The sequence below is a fragment of the Blastococcus sp. SYSU D00813 genome, from assembly GCF_054050735.1.
The window spans coordinates 27020-50405 of record NZ_JBJGZX010000032.1; the positions used below are offsets into that span (position 1 = coordinate 27020).

Consider the following 23386-nt stretch of genomic DNA (forward strand, 5'->3'; position numbering starts at 1 on the left):
CGATGAGCGCCACCTCCTTCCGGGTCCTGGGTCCCGTCGAGATCCGGCGCGGGGAGTCCCTGCTGCCCGGGCAGACCGCCCGCCACCGGGCCACGCTGGCCGCGCTGCTGGTCGACGTCGGCCGCACCGTGCCGGTCGACGTGCTGGCCGACCGGGTCTGGAGCGGGCAGCCGCCGGCGTCGGCGTCGGGCACGCTGCAGGCCCTGATCTCGCGGCTGCGCCGCGAGCTCGAGCCCGACACCGCACCGGGCGGCTGGTCGCTGCTGCTCACCCGCGACCCCGGGTACGTGCTCGCCGCCGATCCCGAGGACGTCGACGCGGTGCGCTTCGTGCGGCTGCTGCGGTCGGCGCGCGAGCTGGCCGCCAGCGACGACGTCGAGGGCGCCCGGGCCGCGGTCGCCGAGGGCCTGGCGCTGTGGCGGGGCCCCGCCTACGCCGACGTGTCGGCCACCTTCGCCGTCGAGGAGTCCGAGCGCCTCGAGCAGCTGCGGCTCGACGCGCGGGAGCTGGCCGCCGAGCTGGACCTGCGGCTGGGCCGGCACGCCGGGATCGTCGACGACCTGCAGGAGCTGGTGCGGGCCAAGCCGCTGCGCGAGGGGCTGCGCGCCTCGCTGATGCTGGCCCTGTACCGCTGCGGCCGGCAGGCCGAGGCGCTGGAGTCCTACGCCGAGGGCCGCGCGCTGCTGGCCGACGAGCTCGGCGTCGACCCCGGCCGCGCGCTGCAGGAGCTGTACGCCCGGATCCTGCGGCAGGACGCCGACCTCGCGGCGCCGGAGCGGGCCGCCGCCGCGCCGCCGCCCCCGGCCGCGCCCGCCCCGGCCGTCCCGCCGGCGCCGGCCGCGCCGGCCGCCCTGCCGATCGCCCCGCTGCCGGTGCCGCTGACCGCCTTCGTCGGCCGGGAGGAGGAGCTCGCCACCCTCGCCCCGGCGCTGGCCGGGCAGCGCCTCGTCACGCTCGTCGGCCCGGGCGGCAGCGGCAAGACCCGGCTCGCCCTGGAGGCGGCCCGGCGGCGGCCGGCCGGCGCCCCTCCGGCGGCCCTGGTGGAGCTCGCCGGCGTCGAGGACCCGGAGCTCGTCGCCGCCGAGGTGGCCACGGTGCTCGGCGTCAGCCTGACCGCCGGCGACCCGGTCGGCGCGGTCGCCACCGCCGTGCAGGGCCGCCCCCTGCTGCTCCTGCTGGACAACTGCGAGCACGTGGTCGAGGCGGCCGCCGCCCTGTGCGCCGCGCTGCTCCCCCGCTGCGCCGACCTGCAGGTGCTGGCCACCTCCCGCGAGCCGCTGGGCGTGCCCGGCGAGGCCGTGCTGCCCTGCGGGCCCATGCCGGCCGGCGCACCCGGCAGCGACGCCGAGCGGCTGTTCCTCGACCGCGCCCGGCTGGCCGCGCCGCACCTGGCCACCCCCTCGGCGGAGGAGCTGCGGCAGGTGCGCGAGCTGTGCACCGCCCTCGACGGGCTGCCGCTGGCGGTGGAGCTGGCGGCCGCCTGCCTGACCACGCTGCCGCTGTCCGAGGTGGCCGCCCGCGTCGACGACCGCTTCGCCCTGCTGTCCGGCGGCTGGCGCACCGCCGCGCCGCACCAGCGCACCCTGGCGGCGACCGTGCAGTGGAGCGTCGACCTGCTGGCCCCCGCCGAGCTCGCCGTCTTCCGGGCCGTGTCGGTGCTGCCCGGCACCTTCGGCCCCGACGCCGTCGCCGCCGTGGCCGCGCCCGAGGTCGACGGCGCCACGCTGCCGCTGCTGCGGGAGCTGGTGGCCAAGTCGCTGGTCGAGCTCGACCACGAGACCGGCCGCTACCGGATGCTCGAGACGCTGCGCCAGTACGCCGAGCAGGGGCTGGGCGCCGAGGAGGACCGGCGCTTCCGCGACCGGCACGCCCGGTTCGTGCTGGCCCTCACCGAGGAGCTCGAGCCGACGCTGCGCCGGCCGGAGTGGACCGCGAGCGCCCGCCGCCTGGACGCCGAGCAGCCCGGCCTGCGCGCCGCGCTCACCCACGCGCTGGCCACCGGCCAGGGCGAGGTGGCCCTGCGGATCGGCTCGGCCGTGGCCTGGTGGTGGTACCGCCGCGGGCACGTGCAGGAGGGCCGCCGCTGGCTGTCCGCCGCACTCGAGGCCGCCCCGGACGCGCCGGCCGACGTGCGCAGCGGCGCGCTGCTCGGCGACGCGCTGCTGGCCTACCTCTCGGGCGACGTCGCCTCCATCTGGGCACGCACCAACGAGATCGTCTCGGCCGCCGGTGACGAGACCGATGGCGTCCTGGCGCTGGCGCTGGTCCTGCGCGCCTTCGTCGGGGCGCTGATCGGGCACGCCGACCCCGACGGCGGCACCGAGCGGGACATCGCCCGCGGCGTCGAGCTGGCCCGGGCCTCGGGCATCGAGTGGGTGCAGGCCGAGATCGCGATGACGCTGGGCCAGTTCGCCCGCGTGGCCGGCGACCCCGACGGCGCGCTCGAGCACCTGGACCGCGCCGCCGACCTGGCCGTCGGCCTGGGCCACTCGTGGGCGCACTCCTCGGTGCTGTGGATCCGCGCCAAGGTGCTCGCCGACGTCGGCCGGGCCCCGGAGGCCCTGCAGTCGCTGTGGCAGATGGTCGAGCTCACCCACCGGGAGGGCGACGCGACCGGCACGCTGGCCGGGCTGCTCACCGCCGTGGGGGCCGCCACCGCCGCGGGCGCCCCCCGGGACGGCGCGGTCCTGCTCGGCGCGGTGCAGACCTCGGCCCGCATGGTCGGCTACGACCCGCTGCGGATGGACCCCGTGGACGGGCAGCGGTACGTGGCCGCCACCGAGGCCGCCCTGCCCGCCGACGAGTACGCCGCCGCGCTCGCCGAGGGCGCGCGGCTGGACCTCGGCGGCGCCGTCGCGCTGGTGGGACAGCTCGCCACCGGTTGAGCCGCCCCGCCCTGCGTGGCGCGCCGCGGACGGGGGAACTCCCCGGGCATGGCGGTCTCCACCCCCCGGAGCTCCTCCTCCGGCCCACGGCAGGGCGCCGACGCGACCGGTCCGCACCGGCTCACCGCCGGCGACTGGCGGCGGGTGCTGCGGAGGACCGCCCGCCACGTGCTGAGCGACCGGCTGCAGGTGGCCAGCGCCGGCATCTCCTTCTTCGCGATCCTGTCGATCGCCCCGGTGCTGGTGACGGCGCTGTCGGTCTACGGCGCGCTGAACACCCCGGAGCAGGCGCTGGCGCAGCTGTCGGACCTGGCGGCGTCGCTGCCGGACGACCTGGAGCCGATCGTCGCCGACCAGCTGACCACGATCACCACGGCCTCCGGGCAGGTGCTCACCTGGCGCGGGATCAGCGGCCTGCTCGTCGCGCTGTGGACGGCGACCACCGCCGCGACCTACCTCGTGGACGCGCTGACCCTGGCCTACCACGAGGAGGAGACCCGCAGCTTCTGGCGCCGCAGCGGCATCGGCGTGCTGCTCGTGCTCGGCGGGGCACTCCTCGTGGGCGCCGTGATCGCCGGCCTCGGCCTCCTCTCCCGGGCACTGTCCGGGGCGCCCGACGCTGTCCGCACCGCCGTCGGCGTCCTCACCTGGCCGGCGCTGGCCGCGGTGATGGCCGCCGCGCTGGCGACGCTGTACCGCTACGCCCCCGACCGCCGGGACGCCCGCTGGCGGTGGATCAGCCCCGGCGCCGGCGTCGCCACGCTGCTGTGGCTGGGCGCCTCGATCGGGCTGTTCGCCTACGTGCAGAGCCTGGGCAACTACGAGTCGACCTACGGCTCGCTCGCCGGGGTCGCCATCAGCATGTTCTGGCTGTGGCTGACCGTGTTCCTCGTGATCGTCGGCGCGGCGGTGAACGCCGAGGCCGAGCGGGAGACCGTCCGCGACTCGACCGTCGGCCCCGAGCAGCCGGTCGGCGAGCGCGGCGCCGTCGTCGCCGACAGCACGCCGCCCTACCCCGACGAGCGGTCGCGGCCCTAGGCTGCCCGCGTTCCCGATCTCAGGCGGTGCGATGGACGTCGGTGAGCTGCGCGCGCTCGAGCTCTTCGACGGCACGAGCGACGACGAGCTCCGGGAGCTGCTCGCCGCCGGCGAGGAGGTCCGGTTCTCCCCCGGCGAGGTGCTCTTCACCGAGGGCCGGCCGGCCGACACCTGGCTGGTGCTGGTCGAGGGCCGGATCGACCTGGTCCGGCACGTCGGCCGCGAGGAGATGCTGCTCGGGGCGATGGACGAACCCGGCCGCTGGGCCGGGGGCTTCCGCGCCTGGGACGAGCACGGCGTCTACGTGGCCACCGGCCGGGCCGCCACCGCCGGCCGGGTGCTGCAGGTGCCCGCGCCGGCGCTGCGCGACTGGGCGGGCGCCCGGTTCCCGCTCGGCGTCCACCTGATCGACGGGCTGGTGCGCACCGCCCGCACGTTCGAGCTCGTCGCCCGGCAGCGGGAGTCCCTGGTCGCGCTCGGCACCCTGGCCGCCGGCCTCGCGCACGAGATCGACAACCCCGCCGCAGCGGCGACGCGGGCCGTCGACGACCTGGCCGGCGCCTGCGACGCGGTGCTGGCCGCCTCCGGCGGGCTGGCGACGGCGGCGGTGACCCCGGAGCAGTTCGCCGTGCTGGACGGCCTGCGCCGCGCCATCGAGCCGCCGGTCGCGCCGCCGGTCGCGCCGCTGGGCGCGCTGGCCGCGGCCGACCGCGAGGAGGAACTGGCGGACTGGCTGGCCGATCGCGCGGTCGACCGGGGCTGGCTCATCGCCCCGGCCCTCGCCGGCGCCGGCGCCGACGTCGCCTGGCTGGACCGGACCGCCGCGGCGCTGCCCGGCCCGGCGCTGGCCCCGGGGCTGGAGTGGGTGGCGGGCGCGCTGTCGGCGAGGGTGCTGCTGACCGAGGTGAAGGAGGCGACCGGCCGGATCTCCGCCCTGGTGGCGGCGGTCCGCTCGTACTCGCAGCTCGACCGGGCGGCGGTGCAGGAGACCGACGTCGCCGAGGGGCTGGAGAGCACGCTGGCGATGCTCGGCTCCCGCATCCCGCCGGGGGTGACCGTCGTCCGCGACCACGGCCGGGACGTGCCGCGGATCGAGGCGGTGGCCGGCGAGCTCAACCAGGTGTGGACCCACCTGATCGCCAACGCCCTCGACGCCATGGACGGCTCCGGCACGCTGCGGGTGTCGACCCGCGCGGACGGCGCCGGGGTGTGCGTGGAGATCGGCGACACCGGCGGCGGGATGACCCCGGAGACCCAGAAGCGGGCCTTCGACCCCTTCTTCACCACCAAGGGCCCCGGTGAGGGCACGGGTCTGGGCCTGGACATCTCCCGTCGGATCGTCGACCGGCACGCCGGGCGGATCGAGATCGAGCTGCGACCGGCGGAGACGGTGCTGCGGGTCCGGTTGCCACCGGGCCGGGAGCGCGCCGTGCCACGCTGACGGCGTGCTGTTCGCCGAGGTCGTCGCCGCCTCCGCCGCGGTGGCGGCCACCCGTGCCCGCACCGCCAAGGCCGCCGCGCTCGCGGCCGCGCTGCGGGCCGCCGGGCCGGCCGAGGTCGAGGCGGTCGCCGCCTGGCTGGCCGGTGAGCCGCGGCAGGGGCGGCTGGGGCTGGGCTGGCGCACCCTGACCCGGGCGGCGCACGCGGCGGCGCCGGAGCCCGGGCTGACCGTGGCCGGAGTCGACGCGGCGCTCACCGAGCTGGCCGGCACCTCCGGCGCGGGGTCGGTCGCCCGCCGCGACGCCGTCCTCGGCCGGCTGCTGGGTGCGGCCACCGCCGACGAGCAGCGCTTCCTCGTCCGGCTGCTCGCCGGGGAGCTGCGGCAGGGCGCGCTGGAGGGCGTGCTGGTCGAGGCGGTCGCCGCCGCGGCGGAGGTGCCGGCCGCCGCCGTCCGCCGTGCCGCGATGCTCACCGGCAGCGTGCCCGCCACCGCCGCCACGGCGCTGGCGGGAGGGGTCGCGGCGCTCGAGGCCGAGACGCTGCGGGTCGGCCGGCCGGTGCGGCCCATGCTGGCCTCCCCCGGCTCGTCGCTGGACGCGGCGCTGGCCGACCTCGGCACGGAGGTCACCGTCGAGTACAAGCTCGACGGCGCGCGGATCCAGGTGCACCGCGACGGGGACGACGTCCGGGTGTGGACCCGCACGCTGCGCGAGGTCACCGACGGCGTGCCGGAGCTGGTCGAGCGCATCCGGGCGCTGTCGTGCCGCACCGCCGTCCTCGACGGGGAGACCCTGGCCCTGGACGACGACGGCCGGCCGCGCGCCTTCCAGGACACGATGAGCCGGTTCGGCAGCGAGACCGCCGACCCCACGGTGCTGCTCTCCCCCTTCCTCTTCGACGTGCTGCACCTCGACGGCCGCGACCTGCTCGACGAGCCGCTGGCCGTGCGGCTGGACGCGCTGGCCGGGCTGCTGGCCGCCGACGGGCACGCGCCGCTGCGGATGCCCGGGGTCCGCTGCCCCACGCCCGGGCAGGCCGCCGCGGTGCTCGACGCCGCCCTGGCCGCCGGGCACGAGGGCGTCGTCGTCAAGGCGCTGGACGCCCCGTACGCCGCCGGCCGCCGCGGGCGGGCGTGGCAGAAGGTGAAGCCGGTGCACACCCTCGACCTCGTGGTCGTCGGCGCGGAGTGGGGCTACGGGCGGCGCACCGGCACGCTGTCGAACATCCACCTGGCCGCGCGCGATCCCGCAGGCGGCGAGCCGGTGATGGTGGGCAAGACGTTCAAGGGGATGACCGACGAGCTGCTCGCCTGGCAGACCGCGACCTTCCCCGGGTACGCGGTGGAGCGGCCCGACTGGGGCGTGCGGCTGCGCCCGGAGCTCGTCGTCGAGGTCGCCGTCGACGGCGCGCAGCGCAGCACCCGCTACCCCGGCGGGGTAGCGCTGCGGTTCGCCCGCGTGCTGCGGTACCGCCCGGACAAGGACGCGGCGGACGCCGACACCGTCGAGGCGATCCGCGCGCTGCTGCCCGGCTGACCGGACGACGCAACCCTCGTCGCCGGCCGGTCGACCCGGGGGCCGGTCCGGGGGTCGGCCCGGTCGGCGTCCTCGGTCTGCTCCCAGCGCGCCGTGGTCCCGCGGCCGAGGGCGATCACCATCGCCGTCGCGGCCAGGAAACCCATCGTGCTGACGGCCACCCACTCCATGTCGCCCCTGCCCGTCTGCTCGGGGTGCTGCGGCTTCCGTGCCTGCGCGGACACCGCGACCATCCCGGTGCGACCCGCCCGGCGGGCGGTTTCGTGGCCGAACCGTCACCGGACACGCCGGGGCGGGGAGCCACCGGCCCGGCGGTGTGGTCCGTGGCCGGCCGGGTAGGCCCCGGGCGCACGGGGGACGGACGGACAGGAGCTGCACATGGATCTCGGCGGACTCGGCGACAAGGCGAAGAAGGCCCTGGACAGCGAGAAGGGCGAGAAGACGAGCGACCAGGCCCTGGAGCGCGGCGAGCAGTTCGCCGACGACAGGACCGGCGGCAAGTACGACGCCCAGACCGACAAGGCCGGCGACAAGGCCGACGAGTTCCTCGGCCAGCGGGACCAGCGCGCCACCTGAGCCCGCCCGCCACCGCGCAGCGCCGTCCACGGTCCCCGGGCCGGCCCCGGCGCTGCGCGGTGGCAGCGGGACCGGACGGCGGCTCAGTCGCCGGCGACCCGCGGCGCGACCTCGGTGCCCAGCAGCTCGATGCCGCGCAGCAGGTCGGCGTGCCCCAGGCGCGGGTTGGTCATCTGGATCGACACCCGCTCCACCCCGCCGAGCTGCTCGGAGACCCGGCGCAGCTTGGTGGCCACGGTGTCGGGGTCGCCCATGAAGAAGGCGCCGTCGGGGCCGCTGGTGGCGTCGAACTGCCGCCGGCTGGGCGGGGCGAACCCGCGCTCGGCCGAGACCTTGGCGAACATCTCGTGCCAGCCCGGGTAGATCGTGTCGGCGGCCGCCTGCGTGCTCTCGGCGACGAAACCGAACACGTGCAGCCCCACGCGCAGGCGCTCCGGCGGGTGCCCGGCGTGCTCGCCGGCCCGGCGGTAGAGGTCGACCAGCGGCGCGAACTGCCGCGGCTCGCCGCCGATGATCGCGACCATGAGCGGCAGGCCGAGCAGGCCGGCCCGCACGAACGACTCCGGCGTGCCGCCGACGCCGACCCAGATCGGCAGCGGGTCCTGCAGCGGGCGCGGGTAGACCCCCTGGCCGGTCAACGGCGGCCGGTGCCGGCCGGACCAGGTGACGTGCTCGGACCCGCGGATGCGCAGCAGCAGGTCGAGCTTCTCCTCGAACAGCTCGTCGTAGTCGGCCAGCGAGAGCCCGAACAGCGGGAACGCCTCGGTGAAGGAGCCCCGGCCGACCACCAGGTCGATCCGCCCGCCCGAGACGAGGTCGAGCGTGGCGAACTGCTGGAACACCCGCACCGGGTCGGCGGCGGACAGGACGGCGACCGCGCTGCCCAGCCGGATGCGCCCGGTGCGCGCCGCAGCGGCGGCCAGGATGACCGGCGGCGCGGAGTCGTAGTACTCGGGCCGGTGGTGCTCGCCGATGCCGAAGGAGTGCAGGCCCACCCGGTCGGCGGTCTCGATCTCCTCGAGCAGGTGGGCCAGCCGCTCCGCCGGCCCGATCCGCCGGCCGGTGGCCGGGTCGGTCACCGCCGCCACGAAGCTGTCGATCCCGACGTGCACGGCGGTCCTCCGGGTCCGGGGGTGCGCCGGACGGTCGTCAAGCGCTCAACGACGAGTCAACCCGGTCAGGTCCAGCCGAGCCAGTCGGCGGCCGCGCGGGCGACCTCGGCCGGGACGACGTGCGGCCCGTCGAACTCGCGGTAGGTGACGTCGTACCCGTCGTCCTCCAGGCGCGGGACGATCTCGCGGCTGGTGCGGTCGATCGGCAGCACGTCGTCGCCGGTGCCGTGGGAGACGAACACCGCCGGCCGCCCGACGGTCGCGGCGCCGGGCACGAAGCCGGGCGAGAAGGCCGCCACCCGCCCGAACAGGTCGCCGTTGGCCAGACCGAGACCCAGGGCGTAGGAGGCGCCGTCGGAGAAGCCGGAGACGGCCACGCGGGCCGGGTCGACGGCGAACGCGGCGAGGACCGCGGCCAGCGCCCGGTCGACGACCTCGACGTCGGGCCCGTACCGGCCGCCGACGGCGTCCCACGTCGGCCCGCGCGACGCCGGGGCGAGCAGCAGGGCCCCGCGCTCGTCGGCGAGGCCCAGCAGCGGGGTCAGCCCGCCGCCGGCGTCCCCGCCGGCGCCGTGCAGGGTCACGGCGAGCGGTCCGCGCGGCACCGGCGGCACGTGCAGCAGGGTGTCGCGCTCCGGCTCCAGGCCCAGGGCGTGCGTGCCTGGGCCGGTGGGGACCCCGCCGGGCGACGGCCCGCCGGTCCCCGGGCGGGCGGCCAGCCGCGCGGCGGCGTCGTCCCGCCGGGCGGTGCCGGGGAGGTCCGCGCCGCAGGCCGCGGCGAGACCGGCGAGCGCGAGCCCGCCGAGGACCTGGCGCCGGGTCGGCGCCACGGCCGCTGCCTCACTCCTCGGGCGTGCCGCCCATCGCCTCGTCGGCCGTGGTCTCCCCCTCGGTCCGGCCGCCGCCGGGCGCGGCCACGTCGCCGCCGACGCTGGCGTGCGACCCGTCGTCCTCGGGGCCCTGCTGCGGGGTGCTCTCGGTCTCGCTCATCGGTGCCTCCTGCCGCGCGGCGGAGCCGCTCCGCCACGCCGGAGGGGTTCCCCGGACGGCGAGGCGGGACACCCGCGGCTCAGGTGCCGATCTCGGTGCGGACGGCGTACAGCTCCGGGAAGAACGTGAGGTCCAGCGCCCGGCGCAGGAAGCCGACGCCGGAGGAGCCGCCGGTGCCGGTGCGGAAGCCGATGGTCCGCTGCACCGTGCGCAGGTGCCGGAACCGCCAGAACTGCAAGGCGTCCTCGACGTCGACCAGGCTCTCGCAGGCCTCGTAGACGCCCCAGGGGGTGTCGTCGGACTCGTACACCCGGCGGAAGACCGGCACGAGCCCGGCCTGGTACGCCCACGGCTCGCGGACGTCGCGCTCCACCACCGCGGGCGGGACGGCGAACCCGAGGCGGGCCAGCAGCCGGAGGAACTCGTCGTAGAGGGTCGGCGCCGCCAGCAGCTCGCCGAGCAGGGCGGCGGCCGCCGCGTCGTGCGCGAACAGCGGCAGCACCGCGGCGTCCTTGTTGCCCAGGACGAACTCCACGGCCCGGTACTGCGCCGACTGGAAACCCGAGGCGCCGCCGAGCGCCCCGCGGAACTGCAGGTACTCGCGCGGGGTCAGCGTGGCCAGCACCGACCACTGCTCGGTGAGGGTGCGCTGCACGTTCTTGACGCGGGCCAGCGACTTCAGCGCGGGGCCGAGCTCGTCGGCGGCCAGGTAGGAGCAGGCCGCGCGCAGCTCGTGCAGGACGAGCTTGAACCACAGCTCGCTCGTCTGGTGCTGCACGATGAACAGCAGCTCGTCGTGGTGCTCCGGGCTGCTGCGCGGGTGCTGGGCGTCGAGCAGCCGGTCGAGCTCCAGGTAGCCGGCGTAGTCCAGCCGCCCGCCGAGGTCGGTGCGGATCGTCTCCTCCAGGGGCCGGACCGACCGCGCCTCGTCCTGCTCCTCCGGTGCCACGCCGAGACGGTAGCCCCGGCCCGGCGGCCGGGGCACCGCGTGCGAGCATCGGCGGCCGTGCGGCAGCGTGGAGCGGAGGACGGGCTGCCGCGAGAGGTGCGGGTGCTGGCGGTCGTGGCCTTCGTGGTGGCGCTGGGCTTCGGCGTCGTCGCGCCGGCCATCCCGCTGTTCGCCCGGGACTTCGGCGTCGGCACGACCGCGGTCGGGCTGGCCGTCAGCGCGTTCGCGTTCTTCCGGTTCGTCTCCGCCTTCGGCGGCGGCTCGCTGGTGGAGCGGTTCGGCGAGCGCACGGTGCTGGCCACCGGGCTGGTGGTCGTCGCCGTGACCACCGGGTTGGCCGGGCTGGCCGGCTCGTTCCCCGTGTTCCTGGCGCTGCGCGCGATCGGCGGGGTGGGCAGCGCGATGTTCACCGTCGCCGCGCTCGCCCTGCTGCTGCGGGTGTCGCCGCCGACGCACCGCGGCCGGGCGGCCGCCACCTGGCAGGGCGGGTTCATCCTCGGCGGCATCGCCGGCCCGGCCGCGGGCGGGGTGCTCACCGAGCTCTCCCCGCGGCTGCCGTTCCTGCTGTACGCCGGCACGCTGCTGGTGGCCGGCGCGGTGGCCATGACGATGCTGCGGCTGCCCGCCCGCCCGGCGCCGGCCGACGCGGGGCCCGACCTCGACGAGGGGCCGGTGCCGCTCGCCGCGGCGCTGCGGTCGCGGGTCTACGTGGCGGCGCTGGTCGCGAACCTCGGCGTCGGCTGGGTCCTGTTCGGCGTCCGCAACTCGCTGGTGCCGCTGTACGTGACCGAGGAGCTCGGCCGCGGCGCCGCCTGGGCCGGCGCCGGCCTGCTGGCCGGCTCGCTGGCCCAGGCGCTGGGCCTGCTGCGGTCCGGCCGGCTGGCCGACACCTGGGGACGGCGCCCGTCGCTGGTGCTGGGCGCGGCCCTGGGCACCGCCGCCCTCGCCCTGCTGGTGCTGCCGCCGGTGACCGGGCTGTTCCTGGTGTCGATGGCCGCCTACGGGCTGGCCGCGTCGCTGCTGGCCAGCGTGCCGGCGGCGCTGGTCGGCGACGTCAGCCCGGCCCGGGGCGGGCGGGTGGTCGCCGTCTTCCAGATGTCGGCCGACCTGGGCGCGGTCGTCGGGCCGCTGGCGGCCGGTTGGCTGACCGACGTGGCGTCCTACCAGGTGGCCTTCGCCGTCAGCACCGCGGTCGTGGCCGCCGGGCTGGCCACCGCGCTCGCGCTCCCCCGCCGCTGACCCGGCGGGTGGCGCGCGGATCGCCCCACGGACGACGGCCCGGGTGGCAGGCTGCGCGCCGCCCCACCCCCGACCCAGAGAGGAACCCCAGGTGGCCTTCCGCAACATGCTGGCGCGACTCGGCTCCGGCGGCGCGAGCGTCGAGACGGTGCTGGACTCCCCCGAGACGACCCCTGGCGGCACGGTGACCGGCACCGTGTCCGTCACCGGCGGCCAGGTCCCGCAGGAGATCGCCGAGATCCGCGTCGCCCTGGAGGCCACCGTCGAGGTGGAGAGCGGCGACAGCTCGTGGCACGAGAACGCCGTCTTCGGCACGACGGTGGTCGCGGGCGCCTCGACCATCGCCCCCGGCGAGCAGCGCAGCGGCCGGTTCTCCTTCGGCGTCCCGTGGCAGTGCCCGGTCACCAGCCTCGACGGCTGGCACCTGCGCGGCATGCGGGTGGGCCTGCGGACCCGCGTCGACATCCCCGGCGCCATCGACGCCGGCGACCTCGACCCGGTGACGGTGCTGCCGCTGCCGGTGCAGCGGACGGTGCTGCAGGCGCTGGACTCCCTGGGCTTCGCCTTCCGCGGCGCCGACGTCGAGAAGGGCCGCATCCGCGGCAGCGAGCTGCCCTTCTACCAGGAGGTGGAGTTCGCGCCGCCGCGGGACCTGCGCGGCCGGGTCAACGAGCTGGAGGTGACCTTCCTGGCCGACCCGTCGGGCGTCGAGGTCGTGCTCGAGGTGGACCGGCGCGGCGGGCTGCTCACCGAGGGCACCGACGCGTCCGGGCGGCTGCGGCTGTCGCACGCCGACACCGACGTCCGGGCGGTCGCCGGCCGGCTGGACGCCGCGGTCCGGCAGCTCGGCGCGCGGCGCGGCTGGCTGTGACGGTCGAGCGGACCGTCCGGCTGGCCTTCACCGCGGACTCCCGTCAGGCGCAGACGCACACCAACCTCTCCGCCGTCCGCAGCGACGGCGCCGTCCTCTGGGTGGCCGGGGACGAGACCGCGACGATCGAGCGGCTGGTCGCCGACGACCCCGCGCGCCCGCGCGCGTACGGCGGGCAGACGACGGTCCGGCTGGCCGACCTGGTCGACCTGCCCGGCCAGGACGCCGCGGAGGAGGCCGACGTCGAGGGCCTCGGGCGGGGCGGGCCGTGGCTGTGGGTGGTCGGCTCGCACAGCCTGCGGCGGCGGCAGGTCAAGGCCCGGCACGACGGCGAGAAGGCGCTGCGCCGGCTGGCGAGGGTGACCGGGCAGGCCAACCGGCAGCTGCTGGCGCGGATCCCGGTGACCGAGGTCGACGGCCTGCCGACCGCCGTGCGCGAGGCCACCGTGGACGGCAAGCGGCGCCGCGCCGCCGTCCTGGGGCCCGACCTGCGCGAGCTGCTCGCCGACGACGAGCACCTGGGCCCGTTCCTGCCCATCCCGGGCAAGGACAACGGCCTGGACGTCGAGGGCATCGCCGTCTCCGCCGACCGCGTGTACCTGGGTCTGCGCGGCCCGGTGCTGCGCGGCTGGGCGGTGGTGCTGGAGCTGCGGCCCGAGCCCGACCCGGACGACGACGCCCGGCTGCGGCTGCGCCCGTTCCCCGACGGCCCGGGCGACGGCGGGCGGGGCTACCGCAAGCACGTGCTGCGGCTGGACGGGCTCGGCGTGCGCGACCTCTGCCCGCACGGGGAGGACCTGCTCGTGCTCGCCGGGCCGACCATGGACCTCGACGGCCCGGTGCGGGTCTACCGCTGGCACGGCGCGTGCGCCGCCGAGACGCCGCAGGTCGTGCGCGGCGAGGCGCTGACCCGCGAGGTGGAGCTGCCCTACGGGGACGGCGACGACCACGCCGAGGGGATCGGCCTGCTCGGCACCGACGGCACGCGGCTGCTGGTGGTGTACGACAGCCCGGCGCCGGCCCGGCTGGACGACGGGGGCGGGGTCCTCGCCGACGTCGTCCGCCTGCCCGCCGGCTGACCGGCGGCGTTCGGCCCGGCGTCGCGCGGCCGTCACCTCGGCTGCCGAGGATGGAGGCGGCCGCGTCGCCCGACCGCGGCCCGGCCGCGGAGCCGCGACGCCCCGTCGCGGTCCCCGGTCGCCGCAGCCACCGGCGGGAGCAACCGTGGACCGGGTCGAGACGGCGGACCGCAGCAGGCTGGCGCTCGAGGTGCCGCTGGTCGAGGCGCTGGGCGCGCGGCCGCTGGTGCCGGGCGACCCGTCGGCCGGCGTCGTCGTCCCGGTCTCCGGGCTGGCGGGCGACGGCGTCGGTGGCGCGCACGCAGCCGCCCTGACAGCGGTGCTGGAGCTGGCCGCCCACCTCGCGCTCGTGCCGGCGCTGGACCCGGCCGAGCACGCGGTGTCGCACGCGCTGTCGGTGCAGCTGCTCGCGTCGGCGCCGGAGGGCAGCCGGGTCGAGGCCGTGGGGTGGCTCGAGCGGCGGGGACGGCGGCTGGCGTTCCTGACCGCGAGGGCCGAGGTGTCCGGTGTCCCGGTGGCGACCGCGCAGATCACCACGAGCATCGTCCCGTCCGGCTGAGCCACCCGGCGCGACACGTGCCCGCGGGGACGTCGCGACCGGCCGACGGACGAGGGCGAGGTCGGCGGGACCGGCGCCGTCGCGGGAGCGCGCCCCTCAGGGCCGCCACTCGGGGCGGTAGTCGGGGTGGCCGGCGTAGGGCAGGGCGAGCAGCGCCAGGGTGAGCGCGGCGAGCTGGTGGGCGTCGACGGGCGGCACCGGGAAGTCGGCCATCCCGCTCTGCCGGCGGCCCACGAAGCCGACCTCCGGACGCAACTCGCGGCACGCCAGCACCAGCCGCCAGCGCGCGGCGCAGTCGGCGAGCACCGTCTGCGGGTCGTGCCGGCCGACGTGCTCCCGGGCCGCGAGAGGCGCGCCTCCCCCGTCGGCGCCCCAGACGGCGGCGGCCGCCGCGGCGATCCGCTTGTCCTCGGCGATGCGGGCCAGCAGGAACTCGTCGAGCCGCGGCACCATGTCCGGCTCCAGCCCCGAGCCCTCCCCGCCTCCGACGTCCGCCGGCTCCACGGTCGGTCCTCCCCGGTACCGGTCAGCCGGCGGCAGCGGGCGCCGGCGCCGTCGTGCCGGTGCTCGACCCCTGCGGGGCCGTGCCGGTGCCGCTGCCGGTGTCGGTCGCCGGGGGCTCGCTGGTGCCACCGGTGGGCCCGGCCGGCTCGGTGGGCGCGGTCGGCTCCGGAGGAGCGGTCGGCCCGGTCGGCTCCGTCGGGGTCCCCGGGTCGGGTGCCGGCGCGGGGGACGTCCCCGGGTCGGTCGGCGGCGGAGCCGGGTCCTGCGACGTCGAGGGCGGTGCCGGGTCCGGCGACGTCGACGGGGCGCCGTCCGGGGTCGTCGTCCCCGCCCCGGTGTCCGGAGCCGGTGCGGTGTCCGTCGTCCCGTCGGACGCCGGGGGCTCGGCGACCGGCTCCTCCTCCACCGGGACCGATGCGCCGCCGACGGAACCGCCCGTCGTCTCGGGCACCAGCGGCAGGTCCTCCTCCGCCGGCGCGACGGCCACGGTGACGCGCACCTCGTCCCCGTCGTCCAGCCGGACGCCGGTCGGGCTGATCCCGGTCACCGTCCCGGCGGGGCGGTCGGCGGTGACCTGCTCGCTGCGCACCACGACCAGGCCCAGGGCCTCGAGCTGCGCGGCGACGTCCTCGTACGGGCGGCCCACGTGGTCGTCGGCAGCGAGGACCGTCCCCTGGTCGGCGGCCACGCTCGCGCCCGAGGCGGTGCCCTCGCCGTCGTCCCCGGCGCCCGGGCCGAGCACCAGCAGGAGCGCGCCGGCGAGCGCGCAGAGGGCCAGCAGCGGCAGCAGGACCGCCAGCGCCCGGCGGCGCGCCGGGGGCCGGGTCGCCGTCACCGGGCGCCCGGTCGCCGGCCCGCGCGCGGCGCCGGCCGCCGTGACCAGGCGCGCCGGGCGGGTGTCGGAGACCGGGTCGCCGTCCTGTCCCTCGCCGAGCGTCTCCTGCACGGCGTCGAAGAACGCGGCGCCGTCGGGGATCCGCTGCTGCGGGTCCTTGGCCAGCGCGGAGTCGATGAGGCCGCGGACCTGCTCGGGCAGGTCGGCGGGCAGCGGCTGGGGGTCGGCGACGACGTGCTGGAGGGCGACCGTCACCGGGTTGGTGCCCTCGAACGCGGCGTGCCCGGTCAGCGACTCGTAGCCGACCAGGCCGAGCGCGTACACGTCGCTGGCCGGGGTGGCCGGCTCCCCCTTGGCCTGCTCCGGCGACATGTACTGCGCCGTGCCGACCACCTGGCCGGTGCCGGTGAGCGGCACGCTGTCGGTCGAGCGGGCGATGCCGAAGTCGGTGAGCTTCACCGCGCCGTCGGGCCGCACGAGGATGTTGGCGGGCTTGACGTCGCGGTGGACGAGCCCGCGGCGGTGCGCCTCGGCCAGGGCGGAGGCGGTCTGCCGGAGCAGCACCAGCGTGTCGTGCGGGTCCATCGGGCCGTCGGCGGCCAGCCGCGCCGACAGCGGCGCGCCCTCGACCAGTTCCATGACGAGGTACGCCAGGTGCTCCCCCGCCTGCTCCTCCGGCGCCTCGCCGTAGTCGAGCACGCAGGCGATGTTCGGGTGGTTCAGCGCCGCGGCGTTGCGCGCCTCCGCGCGGAACCGGGCCACGAAGGTGGGGTCGTCGGCGTACTCGCTGCGCAGCACCTTGACCGCGACGGTCCGCTGCAGGACGACGTCGCGCCCCCGCCAGACCTCGCCCATGCCTCCCGTGGCGATGCGCTCCCGGAGCTCGTACCGCCCCCCGAGGAGCCTGGGTCCCCCATCGACGGTCGACACGTGTGATCACCCTCGTTCCGCTGCCGCGGGTCTGCTCCCGCACCCTCTGGGGTGCCCGCCCCAGCGGGCGTCACACCCGGATCGGCCGATCGCCTCCGGCGGCAGGCCGGCGAGGACTCAGCGCGACGGCTCGGGCACCCGGCGGCTGAGCTTGCGCCACAGCCAGCCCGAGGCCACCCGCCGTCCGTTCACCAGGTACTCGGGGACGGCGTCGTCGAGCAGCGTCGCCTCCAGCGCCCGGCGCACCGCCGGACGCCCGGCGAGCAGCAGTTCGTCCCCGGGCCCCAGCACGACGTCGTCCCCCGGCGCGAGCAGGTGGTCCTCCCCCTGCTTGACCACCAGCGGCACGGCCGCCAGCCGGCGGTCGCGGTCGACCGGGCTGCGCAGCAGGTCGCCCAGCCGCAGCCGGCCGGCGGCCAGCCAGGTGCCCAGCGACGGCGCCTCGGCGTCGTCCAGCCGCACCTTCCACAGCGGGTCCAGGTGCCGGCCGCACGTGTCGAGCAGCCGGTCGGTCACCTCCGCCGCCCAGGCGTCGTCGCGGTCGAGCAGCCCGCGCAGGAAGCGCCACAGCAGCGGGGTCGACAGCTGCGCGTAGGCCTCGTGCGCGACCACCGCGGTCGGCACCAGCAGCGCGTCGACCTCCAGCGCCGAGAACAGCGGGTCGCTGGTCGGGGTGTTCTGGCGGGCGGCCACGAAGATCCCGGGGGCGATCCGGCGCGCCTCGGCGACCAGCGACATGTTGGTGATGTCGTCGTCGGTGCCCGCCACGAAGCCGACCGCGCCGTCCACGCCCGCCCGGGCCAGCACGTCAGGGTCGGAGGCGTCGCCCAGCAGCGTCGGGTCCTCGCCGTCCTCGGTCGGGGTGGGGTCGATCGTCACGACCTCCAGCCCCTCGGCGCGCAGGTCGCCGGCGAAGTGCCGGCCGAAGGTGCCGTAGCCGGCGACCACCCACCGGCCGGGCGCGGGCGCCTCGCGCCGCTCGGGCAGCTCGGCGCCGGGGCCGCTCTCCAGCCACGTGGTGAGCTGGTAGGACGACGGCGCCCGCAGCGCCAGCCGCAGCCGGTCGCCGAAGCGGTCGAAGGGGTTGATGACCGTGGGCGTGCCGAACGCCCGCATCCGCTCGGCGACCACCGCCGACGTCGTCCGGGCCACCACGGGCAGGTCCGGGCGCAGGAGCGCGGTGCTCATGACCACGGCGAGGTTGGCCTGGTCGTCGTTGGTCAGCGCCACCACGCCCTCGCAGTAGGGGTGGTCGAGCCCGGCGACGACGAGCGCGTGCAGGTCGCGGGCGTCGCCGACCAGCCCCGGCACGTCGGCGTGCGAGGTGTTGAGCTCCAGCACGTCGATGCGTGCCTCGTCGCGGTCGACGACGGTGAACCGCCGGCCCAGCTCGTCGAAGGCCTCCCCCAGCCGCTCGCCGGTCTGCCCGTAGCCGGCCATGAGCAGGAAGGGCTCGCGCAGCCGCCGCACCTTGCGGGTCACGTGCCCGGTGGTCAGCGCGCGGCGGAAGGCGCGGTCCTGCAGCAGGGTCAGCACGGCGCCGATGGCGTAGGCCCAGCCCACGACGGTCAGGTAGATCGCCCCGGTCACCCACAGCCGCTGCGCGTAGGTGAAGGTGTTCGGCAGCTCGCCGAAGCCGATCGTCGTGGCCGTGTAGCTCATGAAGTAGAAGGCGTCGAAGACGCTCATCCGCGCCGGCCGGCCCTCGGCGTCCTGCCCGGGGACCAGCGCGAGGCCGACCACGCTGACGGTGAAGACGAGGATCAGCGTGATCAGCGGCGCCCGCAGCCGGCGGAGGACCACGAACACCGCCCCGGACTCCTGCCCTCGGGTGACCACGCGCTCCCGCCGGCGCATCCGCCGCGGCGCGGGGGCGCCGGGCGACGACGGTGCCGACGGCGACCCGGTGAGGAGCCGCCAGAACGCCCGGAGCACCCCGCCCACGACCGCCGCCTCCGTCAGCGCCGCTGGAACGAGACGGTCTCGACGATGAGCAGCACCAGGGAGACCACGTTCGCGACGAGCGCGCCGCCGGAGAGCGAGACGACGCTCGAGGTCGCCTCGGGGGTGAGCCCCGCGCTGCTCACGTGCTCGGCGTACACGAAGACGACCGTCGCGGCGATGAGCTGCAGGTCGGCGACGAGGCTGGTGGCCAGGTGGACGGCCCCGATCTGCGTCCGGTCGCCGAACTTCAGCACCGTGGCCACGAGGTTCACCACCACCGCGGCGTAGAGCTCCCAGCGGTTGTGCACGGCCGGGTCGTCGATGTCGCCGATGAAGAACCCGAAGTTGAGGGTCGCGGCGAGCAGGACGAAGAACCCGAACACCACCTTCTCGAGGTTCATGCGCGCGCGACTCCCGGGACCGACCTGGACCGACGCCGACCGTAGCGCCGCCGACGCGCACCCGCCGGTCGGCGGCCCTTCCCCCGGTCCGGCGGCCGGGCCACGCTGTGGGGGCATGACGACGGACGCGGTCTGGGTCGAGGACATGCCGGCGCTGTACGACCGGCTGCTGGGGCCGGCGCTGTTCGCCCCCTTCGCCGGGGAGCTGGCCGGCCGGGCCGCCCGGCTGGACGCGTCGACCGTCCTCGAGGTCGCCGCCGGCACCGGCGTGGTCACCCGGGCCCTGCGCGCGGCGCTGCCGCGGGCGCGGGTGGTGGCCACCGACCTCAACCCCGCGATGGTCGCCCGCGGCGCCGCCGCGGTGCCGGGCGCGCGGTGGGCCGTCGCCGACGCCCAGGCGCTGCCCGTGGCCGACGGCGCGGCCGACCTGCTGGTGTGCTCGTTCGCTGCGATGTTCTTCCCGGACCGCCGCGCGGCCTTCGCCGAGACGGCGCGGGTGCTGGCGCCCGGGGGGACGGCGCTGGTCACCGTCTGGGACGAGGTCGAGCGCTCGGCCTTCCCCGCGGCGCTGGTGCGCGCGCTGGCCGCCGTGCTCCCCCAGGACCCGCCGGACTTCGTCGTCCGGGTGCCGCACGGCTACGCCGACGTCGACCGGATCACCGCCGACCTCGCCGCCGGCGGCCTCGACGGCGACGTGGAGACCGTGCAGCTCACCGGCGGGACGCCGTCGGTGACCGCGCTGGCCGAGGGCTTCTGCCTCGGCACCCCGCTGCGGGCGGCACTGGCCCGGCGCGGCCCGCTGCCCGAGCTGGTGGCCGCGGTCGCCGCCGCCATGGCCGCCGAGCTCGGCGACGGTGCCGCGCGGGGCGCGCTGACGGCGCACGTGGTCACCGCCCGGCGCGCCTGACCCGCTGGCAGGAATTCGACGGACGGCGGCAGCCGCGCCACTGGGCGGGTGGCCCGGCGCTCGGCATGCTGCCCTCGTGGAGACGACGCTGGACCACCGGACCGCCCTGGCCGCCGAGCAGGACGCCTTCGCCGAGCTGGCCGCCGGTGCGCCCGCCGACCTGCCGGTGCCCGCCTGCGGCGAGTGGACCACCGGCGTCCTCGTGCGCCACCTCGCCACGGTCCACCGGTGGGCCGCGCTGGCCGCCCGCACCGGGCCCCGCGCGGAGCTGCCCGACGTGCGCCCGCTGTGGCGGACGACGACGGCGGGCGACTACCCGGCCGCCGCGGCCGAGCTGCGCGCGGCCCTGGCCGACCCCGGGCGCCCCTGCGTCACCCTCACCGGCCCCGGCACCGCCGCCTGGTGGGCCCGCCGGCAGGTGTCGGAGACGTTCGTGCACCGACTGGACCTCGCCGCCGCGGTGGGCGTGGCCGCCGACGCCGACCCCGCGGTGGCCGCCGACTGCGTCGCGGAGGTGGTCGACACCATGCAGCCGCGCCAGGAGGCGCTGGGCCGGATGGCGCCGCTGACCGGCGGCGTGCGCCTCACCGCACCCTCGGGCAGCTGGTCGCTCGGGCCCGCGCCGGTCGCGGAGGTGACCGGCCCCGAGGTCGCGCTGGCCCTGCTGCTGTGGCGGCGGACGGGCCTCGACGCCCCGGGGCTGACCGTCACCGGCGACCGCGCCGCGGCGGCCGCCGTCCTGGCCGGGCCGGTGGTCCCGTGACCGCCGGCCACCCGCTGCGCTCGGTCGCCGCCGTCGTGCTGCCGGGGGTGTCGCCGTTCGAGCTGGCGGTGCTGTGCGAGGTCTTCGGCATCGACCGGACGGCCGACGGCGTGCCCGCCTGCGACTTCGCCGTCGTCGGGGAGCGCCCCGGCCCGGTGCCGATGAAGACGGGGCTCACCGTCGACGTCCCCCACGGCCTGGAGCGCGCCGCGGAGGCCGATGTCGTCGCCGTCGGCGCCCGGCCGCCGGACCAGCCGGCGCCCGAGGCCGTGCTGCGGCTGCTCCGGGAGACCGTCGAGCGCGGGGCCCGCGTCCTGTCGATCTGCACCGCCGCGTTCGTGGTCGCCGAGGCCGGCCTGCTCGACGACCGGCCCTGCACGACGCACTGGATGTACACCGCCGAGCTGGCGCAGCGGTACCCGCGGGCCCGGGTCGACCCCGACGTCCTCTACGTCGACGACGGCGCCGTGGTCACCAGCGCCGGCACCGCGGCCGGGATCGACGCCTGCCTGCACCTGGTCCGTTCGGCGCACGGGGCGACGGTCGCCGCGCGGATCGCCCGGCGGATGGTCGTGCCGCCGCACCGGGACGGCGGCCAGGCCCAGTACGTGGCCACGCCGCTGCCGCGCGCCGCCGACGACGACGTCGCCGCGCTGCAGGAGTGGGCCCTGGCGCACCTGGGCGAGGACCTGTCGGTGGAGCGGCTGGCGCGCAGGGCGCTGGTGTCACCGCGGACGCTGGCCCGCCGGTTCGCCGAGGCGTGCGGCACGACGCCCGCGGCCTGGGTGGCCCGCATGCGGCTGCAGCGCGCCCGCGAGCTGCTCGAGACGACGGACCTCCCGGTCGACGCGGTCGCCGCGGAGGTCGGCTGGGGCACCGGCGCGGTGCTGCGCCACCACTTCGCCAAGCTGGGGACGACGCCGCTGGCCTACCGGCGCACCTTCGCCGGCCCGGCGCCCGCGGTGCGGTCGGCGTGAGCGCTCCCCTCCCCGTCGCGGCGCTGCTCGACCAGGCGTGGGCCGCGCTGGGCGGCGGGCCGCTGCCGGCGCCGGTGGCCGTCCGGGGGTCCACCGGGCTCGCCGGGCCGCTGGCGGCCGAGGAGGTGGCGCTGGCCGCGGTGGCCGCCCCGCTGCTGGCCGCGCGCGAGCTGTCCGGGGCGGCCGGGCCGGCCGGGCCGCTGGAGCTCGACGCCCGGCACGCCGGGCTGGCCGTGCGCAGCGAGCGCTTCGTGCGCCGCGCCGGGCGGCCGGTCGGGCCGGGCTTCGCCCCGATGTCGCGGTTCTGGCGCGCCGCCGACGGGTGGGTCCGGCTGCACGCCAACTACCCGCACCACCGGGCCGCGGTGCTGGCGGTGCTCGGGGAGGAGGACCCCGACGCGGCGGCCGCGGCGGTGCCGGCGCTCGACCTCGAGGAGGCGGTGGTGGCGGCCGGCGGCGCCGCGGCCGCCGTCCGCTCCGCCGCGGAGTGGACGGCCTCCCCGGCGGGCCGGGCGCTGGGAGGCCTGCCGCTGCTCTCCCTCGACCGGGCCGGCGATGCGCCGCCCTGCGACGCCGGCCGCCCGCGCGTGCTCGCGCTCACCCGGGTCATCGCCGGCCCGGTGGCCGCCCGCACGCTCGCCGCGCTCGGCGCCGACGTGCTGCGGCTGGAGAGCCCGCGGCTGCCCGAGGACCCCGGCACCCTGGCCGACACCGGCTCCGGCCAGCGCACCGCGGTGGTCGACCTGGCCTCCCGCGGTGGCCGCGCCACGGCCGAGGAGCTGCTCGCCGCCGCTGACGTCGTCCTGCTCGGCCACCGGCCGGGCGCGCTGGAGGCCCTGGGACTCGACCCGGCGGAGCTGGCCGTGCGGCACCGGCACCTGGTGACCGTGCGGCTGTCGGCGTGGGGCACCACCGGCCCGTGGGGACGGCGGCGCGGCTTCGACTCGCTGGTGCAGGCCGCGACCGGGATCGCCGACGTCTGCGGGTCGGCGGACCGGCCCGGCGTCCTCCCCGCCCAGGTGCTCGACCACGCCACCGGCCACCTGGCGGCCGCCGCCGCGCTGCGGGCGCTGGCCCGGCGGCGGGAGGAGGGCGGCACGTGGTCGGCCGAGCTCGCGCTGGCGCGGACGGCGGCGTGGCTGCTGGCCGCCGGCCGCTGCCCCGGCCGGCCCGGCGACGACCCCGACCCGGACCCGTACCTGGTCGACGTCGCCGCCGACGGCGGCCCGCTCACCGTCGTCGCGCCACCGGGCGCCCCGCCGTGGACGACCGCCGCCCGGCCGTCGGCGCCCGTCTGGGCCGGCTGAGCGTCAGAAGCGCCAGCGGGTGGCGCCCCCGGGCTCGACCGTCAGCAGGGCCGTCGCCCGCCGCGGCGTCAGCCGGTGGACCCGCCACGGTGGCGGACCGGCGGAGGGCGCGCTGAACTCCGCCGTCAGTGCCGTGCCCGAGTCGTCGACCCGGCAGGGCCACCCGTCGGCGGCCCAGCGCGCAGCCGTGTCCGCCACGACCGCCGGGTCGTCGACCACGTCCGCGACGCCCGCCACGACCAGGTCGAACTCGTCGGTCGCCACGCTGAGCGAGCACCGCGGGTCCCGCGCCAGGTTCCGGGCCTTGCGGGTGGTCTCCCCGGTCTCGAAATGAAACGCCCCCGACACCCAGAGGGCGCCGATGCCGGTCACGTGCGGGCGGCCGTCGGCGTCGGTCGTCGCCAGCCAGAAGGTGTGGCGGCCGGGCCCGCCCGTGCCCGGGGCCTGGGTGAGCCCCCGGGGGGGGGGGGGGGGGGGGCCGCGGGCGCCCCACAAGGGGGGGGGGGTGGCGGGCCCGCGGGGGCGGGGGTGGCCCCCAGACCCCC

The 23386-nt window shown here is 78.0% G+C and carries 22 protein-coding genes; 13 read left to right on the forward strand and 9 right to left on the reverse strand.

Annotation, left to right across the window (positions count from 1 at the left end):
- Positions 1-2 precede the first annotated feature (2 nt).
- The 5 genes from ACI8AX_RS18385 (at position 3) to ACI8AX_RS18405 (ending at position 7474) form a co-directional block, all read left to right on the forward strand.
- Positions 3-2885: a BTAD domain-containing putative transcriptional regulator gene (locus tag ACI8AX_RS18385; RefSeq protein ID WP_456551292.1), complete on the forward strand. Its 2883-nt coding sequence runs from the start codon at positions 3-5 to the stop codon at positions 2883-2885.
- A gap of 48 nt (positions 2886-2933) precedes the next feature.
- Entirely contained in the window at positions 2934-3923 is a 990-nt protein-coding gene (locus tag ACI8AX_RS18390) for a YihY/virulence factor BrkB family protein (RefSeq protein WP_456551293.1), read from the forward strand.
- A 31-nt stretch (positions 3924-3954) separates the two neighbouring features.
- Complete coding sequence (locus ACI8AX_RS18395; RefSeq protein WP_456551294.1) at positions 3955-5364, forward strand: ATP-binding protein; 1410 nt, start codon at positions 3955-3957, stop codon at positions 5362-5364.
- A 4-nt stretch (positions 5365-5368) separates the two neighbouring features.
- On the forward strand, positions 5369-6898 hold the full coding sequence (locus ACI8AX_RS18400) for an ATP-dependent DNA ligase (RefSeq protein WP_456551295.1): 1530 nt from the start codon (positions 5369-5371) through the stop codon (positions 6896-6898).
- Positions 6899-7276: 378 nt separating this feature from the next.
- Entirely contained in the window at positions 7277-7474 is a 198-nt protein-coding gene (locus ACI8AX_RS18405) for an antitoxin (RefSeq protein ID WP_456551296.1), read from the forward strand.
- Between the two features lie 83 nt (positions 7475-7557).
- Here ACI8AX_RS18405 and ACI8AX_RS18410 read toward each other — a convergent pair whose 3' ends face one another.
- The 4 genes from ACI8AX_RS18410 to ACI8AX_RS18425 form a co-directional block, all read right to left on the reverse strand.
- On the reverse strand, positions 7558-8586 hold the full coding sequence (locus tag ACI8AX_RS18410) for an LLM class flavin-dependent oxidoreductase (protein WP_456551297.1): 1029 nt from the start codon (positions 8584-8586) through the stop codon (positions 7558-7560).
- 65 nt (positions 8587-8651) lie between these two features.
- The gene (locus ACI8AX_RS18415) at positions 8652-9416 is read right to left on the reverse strand and encodes an alpha/beta hydrolase (protein ID WP_456551298.1); all 765 of its coding nucleotides are present in this window, start codon (positions 9414-9416) and stop codon (positions 8652-8654) included.
- Positions 9417-9426: 10 nt separating this feature from the next.
- On the reverse strand, positions 9427-9576 hold the full coding sequence (locus tag ACI8AX_RS18420; protein ID WP_456551299.1) for a hypothetical protein: 150 nt from the start codon (positions 9574-9576) through the stop codon (positions 9427-9429).
- 79 nt (positions 9577-9655) lie between these two features.
- On the reverse strand, positions 9656-10525 hold the full coding sequence (locus tag ACI8AX_RS18425) for a tryptophan 2,3-dioxygenase (RefSeq protein ID WP_456551300.1): 870 nt from the start codon (positions 10523-10525) through the stop codon (positions 9656-9658).
- Between the two features lie 57 nt (positions 10526-10582).
- Here ACI8AX_RS18425 and ACI8AX_RS18430 point away from each other — a divergent pair, with 57 nt between their 5' ends.
- The 4 genes from ACI8AX_RS18430 (at position 10583) to ACI8AX_RS18445 (ending at position 14273) form a co-directional block, all read left to right on the forward strand.
- A complete protein-coding gene (locus ACI8AX_RS18430; RefSeq protein WP_456551301.1) occupies positions 10583-11764 on the forward strand; it encodes an MFS transporter in 1182 nt (393 codons plus the stop codon).
- A gap of 91 nt (positions 11765-11855) precedes the next feature.
- On the forward strand, positions 11856-12635 hold the full coding sequence (locus tag ACI8AX_RS18435; RefSeq protein ID WP_456551302.1) for a sporulation protein: 780 nt from the start codon (positions 11856-11858) through the stop codon (positions 12633-12635).
- Entirely contained in the window at positions 12632-13714 is a 1083-nt protein-coding gene (locus tag ACI8AX_RS18440; protein ID WP_456551303.1) for a DUF3616 domain-containing protein, read from the forward strand. Before ACI8AX_RS18435 ends, ACI8AX_RS18440 begins: the two co-directional genes overlap by 4 nt.
- A 145-nt stretch (positions 13715-13859) precedes the next feature.
- Positions 13860-14273 carry a PaaI family thioesterase gene (locus tag ACI8AX_RS18445; RefSeq protein ID WP_456551304.1) on the forward strand — a complete coding sequence of 138 codons (414 nt, stop codon included), beginning with the start codon at positions 13860-13862 and terminating at the stop codon, positions 14271-14273.
- A 96-nt stretch (positions 14274-14369) separates the two neighbouring features.
- Here the strand turns inward: ACI8AX_RS18445 and ACI8AX_RS18450 are convergent, their stop codons facing one another.
- The 4 genes from ACI8AX_RS18450 to ACI8AX_RS18465 all read right to left on the reverse strand — a co-directional run bounded on the left by ACI8AX_RS18450 (position 14370) and on the right by ACI8AX_RS18465 (position 18887).
- Complete coding sequence (locus tag ACI8AX_RS18450) at positions 14370-14777, reverse strand: DUF6221 family protein (protein WP_456551305.1); 408 nt, start codon at positions 14775-14777, stop codon at positions 14370-14372.
- Positions 14778-14799: 22 nt separating this feature from the next.
- Complete coding sequence (locus ACI8AX_RS18455) at positions 14800-16542, reverse strand: protein kinase domain-containing protein (RefSeq protein ID WP_456551306.1); 1743 nt, start codon at positions 16540-16542, stop codon at positions 14800-14802.
- Between the two features lie 117 nt (positions 16543-16659).
- Positions 16660-18486, reverse strand: coding sequence for a potassium channel family protein (locus ACI8AX_RS18460; protein WP_456551307.1), 1827 nt, complete (start codon positions 18484-18486; stop codon positions 16660-16662).
- 14 nt (positions 18487-18500) lie between these two features.
- Positions 18501-18887, reverse strand: coding sequence for a DUF6394 family protein (locus ACI8AX_RS18465; RefSeq protein WP_456551308.1), 387 nt, complete (start codon positions 18885-18887; stop codon positions 18501-18503).
- 115 nt (positions 18888-19002) lie between these two features.
- Between ACI8AX_RS18465 and ACI8AX_RS18470 the strand changes: the two genes are divergently transcribed.
- The 4 genes from ACI8AX_RS18470 (at position 19003) to ACI8AX_RS18485 (ending at position 22841) form a co-directional block, all read left to right on the forward strand.
- Complete coding sequence (locus tag ACI8AX_RS18470; RefSeq protein ID WP_456551309.1) at positions 19003-19794, forward strand: class I SAM-dependent methyltransferase; 792 nt, start codon at positions 19003-19005, stop codon at positions 19792-19794.
- Positions 19795-19870: 76 nt separating this feature from the next.
- Positions 19871-20557, forward strand: coding sequence for a maleylpyruvate isomerase family mycothiol-dependent enzyme (locus tag ACI8AX_RS18475; RefSeq protein WP_456551310.1), 687 nt, complete (start codon positions 19871-19873; stop codon positions 20555-20557).
- Positions 20554-21534, forward strand: coding sequence for a GlxA family transcriptional regulator (locus ACI8AX_RS18480; protein WP_456551311.1), 981 nt, complete (start codon positions 20554-20556; stop codon positions 21532-21534). Before ACI8AX_RS18475 ends, ACI8AX_RS18480 begins: the two co-directional genes overlap by 4 nt.
- The gene (locus ACI8AX_RS18485) at positions 21531-22841 is read left to right on the forward strand and encodes a CoA transferase (protein WP_456551312.1); all 1311 of its coding nucleotides are present in this window, start codon (positions 21531-21533) and stop codon (positions 22839-22841) included. The genes ACI8AX_RS18480 and ACI8AX_RS18485 overlap by 4 nt, the downstream gene beginning before the upstream one ends.
- A 3-nt stretch (positions 22842-22844) precedes the next feature.
- Here ACI8AX_RS18485 and ACI8AX_RS18490 read toward each other — a convergent pair whose 3' ends face one another.
- A complete protein-coding gene (locus tag ACI8AX_RS18490; RefSeq protein ID WP_456551313.1) occupies positions 22845-23336 on the reverse strand; it encodes a pyridoxamine 5'-phosphate oxidase family protein in 492 nt (163 codons plus the stop codon).
- Positions 23337-23386: the final 50 nt, after the last annotated feature.